The organism is Xenorhabdus cabanillasii, from assembly GCF_003386665.1.
Classification (GTDB): Bacteria; Pseudomonadota; Gammaproteobacteria; order Enterobacterales; family Enterobacteriaceae; genus Xenorhabdus; species Xenorhabdus cabanillasii.
Genome location: NZ_QTUB01000001.1, coordinates 2,624,111 through 2,636,468, shown reverse-complemented (window position 1 = coordinate 2,636,468; position 12,358 = coordinate 2,624,111). Strand labels below are relative to the sequence as shown.

The following is a 12,358-nucleotide window of genomic DNA, read 5'->3' as shown; positions in this document are numbered from 1 at the left end:
CGTTAGCGATCCACATCAGACATAACAAAATCGATACTACCCAGATAAACGATCAGATCAGAAACCAGACTGCCGCGGATCACCGATGGGATCTGCTGTAGATGAGCAAAACTCGGTGTGCGGATACGGGTGCGGTAACTCATGGTGCTACCATCACTGGTCAGGTAATAACTGTTGATCCCTTTAGTCGCTTCGATCATCTGGAATGATTCATTGGCAGGCATGACCGGCCCCCATGACACCTGAAGGAAGTGGTTAATCATGGTTTCGATATGTTGCAGGGTACGCTCTCTGGGGGGTGGCGTGGTCAGTGGATGATCAGCCTTGAACGGGCCTTCCGGCATGTGTTTGAGGCACTGTTCAAGGATGCGCATACTCTGACGGATTTCTTCCACTTTCAGCATCACACGGTCATAACAGTCGCCGTTATAGCCAGTCGGTACTTCAAAATCGAAGTTTTCATAACCGGAATAAGGACGCCATTTACGTACATCAAAGCCAATGCCTGTTGCGCGCAAACCAGCTCCCGTTACGCCCCAATCCAGTGCTTGTTTAGCATTGTAAGCAGCCACTCCGACAGAGCGTCCTTTCAGGACACTATTTTTCAATGCCGCTTTGACATAGGAATTCAAACGTTTCGGCAGCCAGTCCAGCAACTCACGCAGAAGTTTATCCCAGCCTCGCGGCAGGTCATGGGCAACACCACCGATACGGAACCAGGCCGGATGCATACGGAAACCGGTAATGGCTTCAACAACATCGTAAACTTTCTGGCGGTCAGTAAAGGCGAAGAATACTGGTGTCATTGCACCAACGTCCTGAATAAAGGTACTGATGTAGAGCAAGTGGCTATTGATGCGGAACAGTTCAGACAACATGACGCGGATAGCTTTCACCCGCTCAGGCACCTCAATACCAGCCAGTTTCTCAACGGCAAGTACATAAGGCATTTCGTTGACACATCCCCCCAGATATTCGATCCGGTCGGTATAAGGGATATAACTGTGCCATGACTGACGTTCCCCCATTTTTTCCGCACCGCGGTGGTGATAACCAATATCGGGAACACAATCAACAATCTCTTCGCCATCAAGCTGAAGAATGATGCGGAATGCACCGTGAGCCGAGGGGTGATTCGGCCCAAGGTTAAGGAACATAAAGTCCTCATTTTCCGTGCCGCGTTTCATCCCCCATTCTTCTGGTTTGAAAGTCAGCGCTTCCATTTCCAGATCTTCTTTCTGCTTGGTCAACATGAAAGGATCAAATTCTGTAGCACGCGCAGAATATTCCTTACGCAGCGGATGACCTTCCCAAGTTGGTGGCATCAGGATACGACGTAAATTCGGATGACCATTAAATGTGATGCCAAACATTTCCCACGTTTCACGTTCATACCAATTGGAATTCGGGAAAATTGATGTAATGGTCGGGATATTCAGGTCTTTTTCATTGAGCGCAACTTTCAGCATGATGTCACGATTACGCTCAATGGAAATCAAGTGATAAAACACCGAAAAGTCCGCCGCTGGCAGACCTTGTCGGTAAGAACGCTGACGCTCATCAATACCATGCAAGTCAAACAGCATGACATAAGGTTTGGGTAACTTCTTCAGGAACGTGATTATTTCCAGCAATTGTTTCCGCTTTACCCAGACAACCGGTATACCAGTTCGGGTAGGCTGGACGGTAAACGCATCAGGGCCAAATTGGCGATTAAGCTCGCCTACGACCGGATCATCCGTGTGATCCCTTGTTTCCCAAGCAGGCCGTACGCTTTCTTGCGCTATCTGATCTGTCATCATTCTTCACCACAACGCTTGATCAGGGTTTAATGTGATCGCAACACATTTTTGAGTTACGACATTGCTCTGGTTATTCTTAATGGCTAAAAGCCTTAAATTTCATCTGGGGTACGCAGGTTTGTCACTGCAATACGTTCACCATGCTTCCGTTCTCTTTCTGATTGCATATTTGCACGGTAAACCCCCTGATCACCAACTACCCAAGACAGTGGGCGACGTTCTTTACCAATAGATTCCTGCAATAACAACAGTGCCTGCATATAGGCTTCAGGGCGGGGTGGACAGCCCGGAATATAGACATCAACAGGAATAAACTTATCAACTCCCTGCACGACAGAGTAAATATCATACATACCACCGGAGTTTGCACAGGCTCCCATCGAAATGACCCACTTCGGTTCCAGCATTTGGTCATATAAACGCTGGATCACTGGGGCCATTTTGACGAAACAAGTGCCTGAGATCACCATGAAATCAGCTTGACGGGGAGATGCCCGCAGTACTTCTGCACCGAAACGGGCTACGTCATGAACGGCGGTAAAAGACGTCACCATTTCTACATAACAACAGGAAAGGCCAAAGTTATAAGGCCATAATGAATTCTTCCTTCCCCAATTCACCATGTCATGCAGAGCATGTTCTAATTTACCCATATAGACACTACGGTGGACGTGCTGCTCGAGGGGATCGCTGACAAGCTCCTGTTTTTGCAGGGGATAACGGTCATTCTCACCGTTCGGATCTATGCGGGTGAGCGTATAATCCATCTTTATGCCTCGCTATTACTGCATGTGACTGTTGTTGGTATTAACATTAGCGGTATGAGCATCAACACTGGGTTTACTGACCTGACGCCTTGAACGTGCGGGTGTCCAATTCAATGCCCCGATACGTGCCAGATAAACCAAGCCTGCCAATAACACCAAAATGAAAATGCTTGCTTCGGCAAAGCCCAACCAGCCACTCTCTTTGATAGAGACTGACCATGCATATAAGTAAAGGGCTTCAACGTCGAAGATGACAAAGAACATGGCAACCAGATAAAACTTTGCCGACAGACGGAGACGGGCACTGCCGACAGAATCGATACCCGATTCATAAGGGATATGTTTTGCTCTGGCTTTCGCTCTGCCCCCAAGAAAGTACGCACCCAGTAACATAAGTGCACACAAACCAAGAGCACCTATCAGGAAAATCGCAAACGCCCAGTGATGGGCCAAAACTCCAGTAGATAAAACTCCAGTAGATGTTGACATACTCGTTGCTTACTCATCAAAAGTGGTGTCAAGGGTCTGCTCTTTTTGCCGGCAGTATTGCACCACATCGATTCATGGGAAGGGATAACAACCAAATCTGAAACAGTGCTAATCAATTTTTTTGACGGCATGGATCGTCTTGGTTTTTATTCCTCTCAACACTTTTATCTGTCATGACAAAAGCGCCTGCTTATTTATTTACAAAGCATAAAACTTTGATTAACAGTTTATGCTTACATATCGCTAAAACGTGTCAGTAAAATAAAAAACTATCAACACATTATAACTAGTTTAACCGATAACTCGACTTTACTACACTATTATCTCAGGAAAAACCTGTCTTTCCACTGTATCGGTTGGGGTATTTTTATGATCAAGTGCACAGTTTCATTGAAAAACATTAAACAACAGAACGTATTTTATTCAACTCTTAATAAACTGTTTCAAAAAGAAACGATTGAAGTTCAATAACACAACTATTTCTGAAAATAGATTTATCTTATCAATTTAAAAAACGAAAGTTGTTAACAAAACAACATTGTTTTAACTAAAATTCGAAAGGGATAAGAAAATTAATAGGGGATATTTCTGGTGGTAAATATCAGAAATGGGAATGAAAACGTGAAAGAATTATTAATAGCAACTTAGAAACAGGCTAATATTTCCACAAATAAAATGGAAATATTAGCCTATAAAACACATGTAATATTACTCGATTATATTTTCGACCGAAGATTCTTCAGTAGATTCAACAGACTCATCAATATCGTCTGCTTCATCGGATTCAACTGAGGACACGGTATAAGGTGTTTTCTTATTTTCTATAGCATCAAAAACAGTCAGGACAGATTCATTTTGTTCGTTACTGTTGCGATACAAAAAGAATTGTATTTCAGGTAAACGTGGTAGCCCTTCACTTTCTCCCAAAATTCTTAAATCTGCGTTCTGCATTTCCAAAGGACGAGCAGTAATGCCAACCTCTGCGTTGACAGCAGAACGAACAGCAGATAAAGACGCAGCTTCATAAGCAATACGCCACGGAATACCACTCATATCAAGTGTTTCAAGAGCAATCTGACGGAATGTGTTGGTTTCGTCCATTACGACTAAAGGTACAGGCTCATTCATCTGTAACTGGAAATCTGGTGCGCAGTGCCACAGTACAGGCGAAGAACGTAATACAGTGCTAGGATGGTGATTAATTTTTGCTGTAGTTAATGCTAAGTCAATTTCATGGTTATCCAGCATACTCTCAATAAACTGACTACGTTTAATACGCACATCGACAGCTATACGCGGATAGACAGAAGCAATGCGGTTCAACAGGAAAGGCAGGAGAGTATCAACTGTGTCATCAGATGCTCCTATCCTGAGTTCACCGTCTGCATCATTGTATGTTAATGATGCGGTAGCATCGTCATTAGCACGCAGGATTTGGCGCGCATAACCAAGAAGTTGAAGCCCGTGCTCGGTAAGAAGCTTATTACGACCGTGGCGAGCAAATAATTCTCTCCCCACAAGGTGCTCCAAACGTTGCATTTGCTGACTGACAGCCGACTGCGTTCTACAAACTGCTGCTGCTGCTGCTGCAAAAGTATTTAAGTCAGCAACGGCAACGAAAGTTCTTAGCAGATCGAGATCGAGGTTTATTATCTGACGATTTGCATTTATCATTGTTTATTCATCACTTTTTTTTGATTTTAATTACTAACTAACCTGGTGTTTTTACTTCAGCAGTATCAAATAAAATAATACCGATTCTGACATTACTCTACTCTATTAAAGAGGGCAAAGGTTTACTGCATTTTTTTACTATTTATATCTTCATGGGTTTTATTTTCTCCTTTCTTAACAAAATTTATGCAATCTCTAAATTAATACACAAACAAAAACCTATTTACCTCACATAACCACCAATTTCCAGTACAAATAGTCTTTTTCTGACTTGCCTCAAAGAATAACATAACTTCAATTCGGAAAACTTAACTAAACCAAGCAATATTAGTATTTTTAATGAATTAATATTCTTATCGAAAAGTCATGAAAATGTTACGGGTAAAAATTCAAAAACATTGTCAAAGTATCTATGATAAAACCCTTAATTAATTTTATGTCGGCAAAGATAAATTATAAGAATACATTATACAAATTATCTTACTTTTATTGACAATTCAGCTTGCATTTCTGTTTTTAGGTTAAAGAATCAGTACCAGATACTCTCTCATCTCAGTCAACAAACTAAAAACAGCTCATTATTCAGAGTTAAATTCCAACATAAAAAAAAGAATTGAAACAATAATCCAATTAAACTAATGTTTTTAGATAGCAAACTTATGCATTAGACTTTAAAACAACCATTTTCACCAAAGATATCAGAGGCTCTTCAAAAGATTGACAGAGAGGAGTACATTGAACATCACATTTTGTAGGCCGGATAAGATCCACTTTTTGCCCAGAGAAAGGTTAAGACACCGTATGTTTTCCATTAATAAATCCAGCAAATTAGATAATGTCTGCTATGACATCCGAGGCAATACACTCAAAGAAGCCAAACGGCTTGAAGAAGAAGGGAATAAGGTACTGAAATTAAACATTGGTAATCCGGCACCATTTGGTTTCGAAGCACCTGATGAAATTTTAGTTGATGTCATCCGCAATCTGCCAACAGCCCAGGGTTATTCTGACTCAAAAGGTCTGTACTCTGCGCGTAAGGCAATCATGCAACACTATCAAGCCCGAAATATGCTGGATATTACCGTTGAAGATATCTTTATTGGTAACGGTGTTTCTGAACTTATTGTTCAGTCGATGCAGGCCTTGCTCAATACCGGTGATGAAATGCTGGTTCCGGCTCCTGATTATCCACTCTGGACAGCCGCCGTTTCTCTCTCCAGCGGCAAATCTGTCCACTATTTATGTGATGAACAACAAGGCTGGTTCCCTGATTTAGATGATATCCGCCGTAAAATCACACCACGTACCCGCGGTATTGTCATTATTAACCCGAACAACCCGACGGGGGCGGTATACAGTAAAGAAATCCTGCTGGAAATTGTGGAAATTGCCCGCCAGCATAATCTGATTATTTTCGCTGACGAAATTTACGACAAGATCCTATACGATGATGCTCAACATCATTCCATCGCCGCCCTGGCGCCAGATCTTTTTACCGTCACCTTTAACGGTTTGTCAAAAACCTATCGTATTGCGGGATTCCGTCAGGGTTGGATGGTACTGAATGGCCCGAAAAAACAGGCAAAAGGCTATATTGAAGGGTTGGAAATGTTGGCATCTATGCGTCTTTGCGCCAACGTCCCGATGCAACATGCAATTCAAACCGCATTAGGTGGCTATCAAAGCATCAGTGAGTTCATTTTTCCGGGAGGACGCCTCTATGAACAGCGCAATCACGCCTGGGAACTGATTAATCAGATCCCCGGAGTTTCCTGTGTGAAACCCATGGGTGCTTTATATATGTTCCCTAAAATTGATACCAAGCGTTTCAATATTTATGATGACCAGAAAATGGTCTTGGATCTTTTACTACAAGAAAAAGTGTTACTGGTTCAGGGAACTGCATTTAACTGGCCAGAACCAGATCATTTCCGCATTGTTACCCTGCCACATATCGCGGATCTGCAAATGGCTATTGAGAAATTTGCCCGTTTTATCGGTAAATATCACCAATAAACATCAAAAAAATAACTAAACGCTATTCGATTAAATAAGCATCAAGATATTAGTCAACTTCAAGATGCAGCTGACAAAGCTGCAACTTGAAGCATGAAACGTATGATGCTGTCTTTTTCAGCCGCAAACGGTTTACTTCCGTCCAGCCAGCATCCACAATCTAATCATGTTTTCCATAGCAAGAGAAGATTATGAGTCATTTTTTCGCCCAATTATCCCGCATGAAATTGATTAATCGTTGGCCTCTTATGCGAAACGTACGTACGGAAAATGTTTCAGAACACAGTTTACAGGTTGCATTTGTCGCACATGCACTGGCGATAATAAAAAACCGTAAATTTGATGGTCATATTAATGCTGAACGGATCGCAATATTAGCAATGTATCATGATGCCAGTGAGGTTATTACTGGTGATTTACCAACACCAATAAAATACTACAATCCTCAAATTGCCCAGGAATATAAAAAAATAGAAAAGATCGCCCAACATAAATTATTAGATATGTTACCAATTGAATTACAAAATGATTTTCGCCCTATTTTAGACGATCAATATCATACTGAAGAAGAAACTAATATTATTAAACAAGCTGATGCGTTATGTGCTTATTTAAAATGTTTGGAAGAATTATCGGCTGGAAATTCTGAATTCAATCAAGCAAAAATCAGGTTAGAGAAAACATTAGAAAAACGTCACAGTCAGGAAATGGATTATTTTATAACCGTATTCGTTCCAAGTTTTAGCCTTTCTCTTGATGAAATTAGCCTGTAAAAATGACCGGGCAGCTTCACGTTTTCGCGAAGCTGCCAGATACTGCATTCAGAACGGAAAGAGAACGGGAATAATTGCCACACTGATCCCCAGTACAATGAATGTAAAAGGCACACCCAGTTTCAGGAAATCAGCAAATCGATATCCTCCCGGCCCTAATATCAGTGTATTGACGGGAGAAGAAACCGGAGTCATGAACGCCGCTGAAGCCGCTACTCCAATTATCATCGCAAAAGGCAGAGGAGATACCGACATCTCTTTCGCGGCAGCAATGGCAACAGGTACCATCAACACGGCTGTTGCGGTGTTGGAAATAAATAATCCAATAATGGCACAAAGCACAAACAGGCATATCAACATGGCCCGTGGCCCCATATTACCGGCGATATCCATTAATCCACGAACAATCAAATCAATTCCACCGGTTTTTTGTAATGCCAATGCAAATGGCATCATACCAACAATCAGAATGAGACTTGGCCAATGGATGGCACGATAAGCACTTTCCATATCAATGCAACGAAATTTTCCCATTAACAGGCAGGCAATCAAGGCGGCAATAAAATTGGGAATTTCATTGGTCAACATCATTGCCACCATTAAAACAAGGCAAAACAACGCATGAGGTGCCTGAGATGCTGCCGGTGCCGCGCTTTCCACTTCAACGGGCAAGTTCAGCACAATAAAATCAGGCGCTTTGGTTTTTAGTTCCCGCACTAACTTCCAGTCACCGATGACCAGCAACGTATCACCAGGCAGCAGAGGTTCATCAACCAACTTACCGACCAATGCCTTACCACTGCGTCGGATGCCTACTACGTTAAGCCCGTAGCGCGTACGGAATTTCATACTGCGCAACGATTGTCCCAACAAATCCGATTCAGGGATCACAGATATTTCTGCCATGCCGACATCACGGGATTGATCAGAGAAATATTCCCCGCGTAATATCATAGGTTCTAACTGTTGTTCGCTACAGAATTGCCGCAAATCCACATCACTGTCGGACATATCCACTAGCAGAACATCCTGTTGCCGAAATTCCGTTTCTCCGGTTGCAGCAACCATCACACGACGGAATTTCCGCCAACGCTCAATACCGATAACATTAGCCCCATAACGCGCACGCAATCCCAGCTCATCCAGAGAATGACCAATCAATGGCGAATGTTGCCGGATAGCAAGACGACGGGCACGCCCGGATAATTTATAGTCACGGATGAGATCACGAAATGAGCGATGGTAACGCTCATCAGTTTTCTGGGGAGTTTTGCTTCCTAACCAACGGCGGACAATCAGCATGTATACGATCCCCGCCAGCAAAACCAAAATACCGATAGGTGTAATGGAGAAAAAACCAAAGCTGTGTAACCCTTCACGTACTAACTCACTATTCACCACCATATTGGGAGGAGTCGCAACCAGTGTCATCATGCCACTGATCAGGCCGGCGAACCCTAGTGGCATCATTAACCGCCCCGGTGAAATCTGCATTCTGGCCGCCACACTCAAAACGACAGGGATGAAAATAGCAACAACCCCTGTGGAGCTCATAAAAGCTCCTAGTCCGGCAACTGACAACATCAACAAAGCCAGCATTCTGGTTTCGCTGTTACCTGCGACCCGGACCAGCCAATCTCCCATCTGATAAGCAACACCTGTCCTCACCAGCCCTTCGCCGATAACAAACAGCGCTGCAATTAACAAGACATTGGGATCGCTGAAACCGATTGTAGCTTCATTTAAAGAGAGCGTACCACTCAGGACAAAAGCAATAATCACCAGTAAAGCCACTACATCCATTCTGACTTTATTAGTCGTGAAAAGAACAATGGCTATCAATAACAGGGTCAATACCCACAACAGTTCGCTATTCAATACGGCCTCTATCAGAAAAGCCGGCCTGCCAACAGGCAGGCCGGGTATTATCAACAAAAACCTATTGCCATAGGTATGAATAGAGTAAGTAGACCAGTTTTGTCAGAAAAAATCTTCGGTGTGGATCAACAAACGTCCTGATTCATAGCATAAATCGTTACATCGCCACCAGATTTAACAATTTCGATATCTTCCAGATTCGTGATAGTCATCTGAATCTCATCTCTGCGTGGAATATCCGGTGAGTCATGGACGACAACGACCTGACAACCTGCATCCAGCCCGGCATGAACTCCCACCGCTGCATCTTCAAAAACCACACACTCTTCCGGCAACAATCCCAATTTTTGCGCGCCCAACAAATAAGGTTCAGGATTTGGTTTGCCGTTCTCGACAGATTCAGCCGTTACCCAATGAGCCGGTTCTGGTAACTCCGCCACTTTATGGCGGGCAGAAGCAAGAGGGACAGTCCCCGATGTCACAATTGCCCACGGAATATCCAGTGCATTCAGTTTATCAATCAGGGCAATGGCACCGGGTAAAGCGGCAATACCTTCCGTATCTTCCGTTTCGAGTTTTTCAATCCACTTGAAAGTACTGTCAATCTCTTCTTCCGTGGCACCAGGCATAAAATGGCGTAATGATAATATCGCCGGAGTACCGTGAACATAGTTCAGAACTTCATCACGGTTGATACCCATTTTATCAGCGAACTTAATCCATGCCCGCTCAACCGCAGGCAATGAATCAATCAGCGTACCATCCAAATCAAATAAAAAACCTCTACATTTCAGCACCAAAGTCCAACTCCTTCAAATGCAGTCATCTGTTAATCATCTGGTATATTTCAACAATATTCAGGTGATATTAAGCAAAAGCAAAGAACCTGAATGAAAATCTACATAGGCAAGATAACGTAAAAAGTTCTGAATGGGGAATTTATCAGTCAACTGATTTAAAAACCGTCAGAATGGACTCTGACGGTTTAAATATCATCAAGGAAAGAGTTATCCAACTGTTTGAACGCCCGTTTCAGCAATTCAGCCAGTGATAAGTAAGTTGGCATGTTCTCTACTGGCATCATTGCGATCCCGGCTTCAGCAAATTTCTCACGAATTTCGTAAAACCATTTCAGCAGACTTTCAGGCAAAGGTGTTGCTGCCCGTTTTCCCAGCCACCATAACCCCTGCAACGGCAGACTACAGGCAAACAGTGCTGTCGCAACAGATGGCCCTAACTGCCCACCCAAGGCGATTTGCCAGGTTAAGGTAAAGATCGCCAATGGCGGCATAAAGCGAATGCCAAAGCGAGTCGCTTTAATAACGCGGTTTTCCGGAAACACAGGAGCAAGCTGTTTTTCCAGTGGCCATATTTTCAGATATTGTTGCCCTAATTGGACTCTTTTAAACCAACCCTGGTTGACAGGTGGCGTCATATTCATCATGACCTCAATCAATTAAAAGCATAGTTTTTAAAAAATCCCTACAAAAGATAAAATCTTTTTTGTAGTATTAAGTATATTTTGTCTTTATTGCTGGCAAACGGTATCCTACACAGACTTTTGTGTTGTTGCAGCAACAAAACAGAAAGACCGCCTGTTTTCGCAACATTTTGGTTCGTTTGTTAATAAATTGCTTCATTTTTTTAACACTTTTCTTCTTTAAGATTAGATCACAACAAGATAATAGGTAATTCCATGTCAAGTAAGCTGGTACTGGTTCTTAATTGCGGTAGCTCCTCTCTGAAATTCGCTATCATCGATCCTGCCAATGGTGAAGAATATCTCTCTGGTTTGGCTGAATGTTTCGGTCTGCCAGAAGCTCGTATTAAATGGAAAATAGATGGCGCGAAACACGAAGCTGCTTTAGGTGCCGGCGCAGCACACAGTGAAGCTCTGAACTTCATTGTTAATACGATTTTGTCTGAAAAGCCAGAACTTTCTGAGCAAATTTCAGCCATCGGTCACCGTATCGTTCACGGCGGTGAAAAATTCACTTCTTCTGTGATTATTACTGACGAAGTTATCAAAGGTATTGAAGCGGCGATCCCATTCGCACCACTGCACAACCCTGCACACCTGATCGGTATCGCAGAAGCGAAAAAAGCCTTCCCTCATCTGGTTGAGAAAAACATTGCTGTATTTGATACCGCATTCCACCAGTCTATGCCTGAAGAAGCGTATCTGTATGCACTGCCATATAATCTGTACAAAGAGCAGGGCATCCGCCGTTACGGTGCACACGGTACTAGCCATTTCTATGTTTCCCGTGAAGCAGCTAAGATACTGAACAAGTCAGTTGAAGAACTGAACGTTATCACCTGCCACTTGGGTAATGGTGGCTCTGTTTCTGCTATAGTCAATGGTAAATGTGTTGATACTTCTATGGGCCTGACTCCACTGGAAGGTCTGGTTATGGGTACTCGCAGCGGTGACATCGACCCAGCTATCGTATTCCACCTGCATGATGCAATGGGCATGAGCATTGACCAGATCAATACTCTGCTGACCAAAGAATCCGGTTTCCTGGGGCTGACTGAAGTGACGAGCGACTGCCGTTATGTAGAAGATAACTACGAAACCAAAGCAGATGCAAAACGTGCAATGGATGTTTACTGCCACCGTCTGGCGAAATATATCGGCGCTTACAGTGCATTGATGGAAGGTCGTCTGGATGCAGTCATCTTCACTGGCGGCATCGGTGAAAACTCTGCTCTGGTTCGTGAGCTGACTCTGAAAAAAGTTGCTCTGCTAGGTTTTGAATACGATCACGAGCGTAACCTTGCTGCTCGTTTCGGTAAAGATGGCGTGATCACAACTGACAACAGCCGTCCTGCTCTGGTGATCCCAACCAATGAAGAATTAGTGATCGCTCAGGATTCAGCGCGCCTGACTGCATAAGTAATATGACTTCTTATAACCGCCGACATTGCTGGCGGTTGTTTATCGCATTTAAATCAT

The 12,358-nt window shown here is 43.2% G+C and carries 10 protein-coding genes; 3 read left to right on the top strand and 7 right to left on the bottom strand.

Features of this window, described 5'->3' with window-relative positions:
* Window positions 1–2: 2 nt before the first annotated feature.
* From nuoC to hexA, 4 genes are all read right to left on the bottom strand, one after another.
* Entirely contained in the window at window positions 3–1,802 is a 1,800-nt protein-coding gene (gene nuoC, locus BDD26_RS12400) for an NADH-quinone oxidoreductase subunit C/D (RefSeq protein ID WP_211305473.1), read from the bottom strand.
* A gap of 92 nt (window positions 1,803–1,894) precedes the next feature.
* Window positions 1,895–2,569: a NuoB/complex I 20 kDa subunit family protein gene (locus tag BDD26_RS12395; protein ID WP_038268194.1), complete on the bottom strand. Its 675-nt coding sequence runs from the start codon at window positions 2,567–2,569 to the stop codon at window positions 1,895–1,897.
* Window positions 2,570–2,584: 15 nt separating this feature from the next.
* Window positions 2,585–3,058, bottom strand: coding sequence for an NADH-quinone oxidoreductase subunit A (locus BDD26_RS12390; protein ID WP_099135749.1), 474 nt, complete (start codon window positions 3,056–3,058; stop codon window positions 2,585–2,587).
* Window positions 3,059–3,766: 708 nt separating this feature from the next.
* On the bottom strand, window positions 3,767–4,732 hold the full coding sequence (gene hexA / locus BDD26_RS12385; protein ID WP_115826691.1) for a transcriptional regulator HexA: 966 nt from the start codon (window positions 4,730–4,732) through the stop codon (window positions 3,767–3,769).
* An 801-nt stretch (window positions 4,733–5,533) separates the two neighbouring features.
* Between hexA and BDD26_RS12380 the strand changes: the two genes are divergently transcribed.
* Both BDD26_RS12380 and yfbR read left to right on the top strand, forming a co-directional pair.
* Window positions 5,534–6,748 carry a pyridoxal phosphate-dependent aminotransferase gene (locus BDD26_RS12380; protein WP_038268203.1) on the top strand — a complete coding sequence of 405 codons (1,215 nt, stop codon included), beginning with the start codon at window positions 5,534–5,536 and terminating at the stop codon, window positions 6,746–6,748.
* Window positions 6,749–6,939: 191 nt separating this feature from the next.
* Window positions 6,940–7,521: a 5'-deoxynucleotidase gene (gene yfbR / locus BDD26_RS12375; RefSeq protein WP_115826690.1), complete on the top strand. Its 582-nt coding sequence runs from the start codon at window positions 6,940–6,942 to the stop codon at window positions 7,519–7,521.
* Between the two features lie 48 nt (window positions 7,522–7,569).
* Here yfbR and BDD26_RS12370 read toward each other — a convergent pair whose 3' ends face one another.
* The 3 genes from BDD26_RS12370 to yfbV all read right to left on the bottom strand — a co-directional run bounded on the left by BDD26_RS12370 (window position 7,570) and on the right by yfbV (window position 10,840).
* A complete protein-coding gene (locus BDD26_RS12370; protein ID WP_115827556.1) occupies window positions 7,570–9,399 on the bottom strand; it encodes an SLC13 family permease in 1,830 nt (609 codons plus the stop codon).
* Window positions 9,400–9,524: 125 nt separating this feature from the next.
* Window positions 9,525–10,199 (bottom strand): sugar phosphatase, encoded by a 675-nt coding sequence (locus BDD26_RS12365; RefSeq protein WP_115826689.1) that lies wholly within the window; start codon window positions 10,197–10,199, stop codon window positions 9,525–9,527.
* Window positions 10,200–10,384: 185 nt separating this feature from the next.
* Window positions 10,385–10,840 carry a terminus macrodomain insulation protein YfbV gene (yfbV, locus tag BDD26_RS12360; RefSeq protein ID WP_115826688.1) on the bottom strand — a complete coding sequence of 152 codons (456 nt, stop codon included), beginning with the start codon at window positions 10,838–10,840 and terminating at the stop codon, window positions 10,385–10,387.
* A gap of 255 nt (window positions 10,841–11,095) precedes the next feature.
* Between yfbV and ackA the strand changes: the two genes are divergently transcribed.
* On the top strand, window positions 11,096–12,298 hold the full coding sequence (gene ackA / locus BDD26_RS12355; RefSeq protein WP_115826687.1) for an acetate kinase: 1,203 nt from the start codon (window positions 11,096–11,098) through the stop codon (window positions 12,296–12,298).
* Window positions 12,299–12,358: the final 60 nt, after the last annotated feature.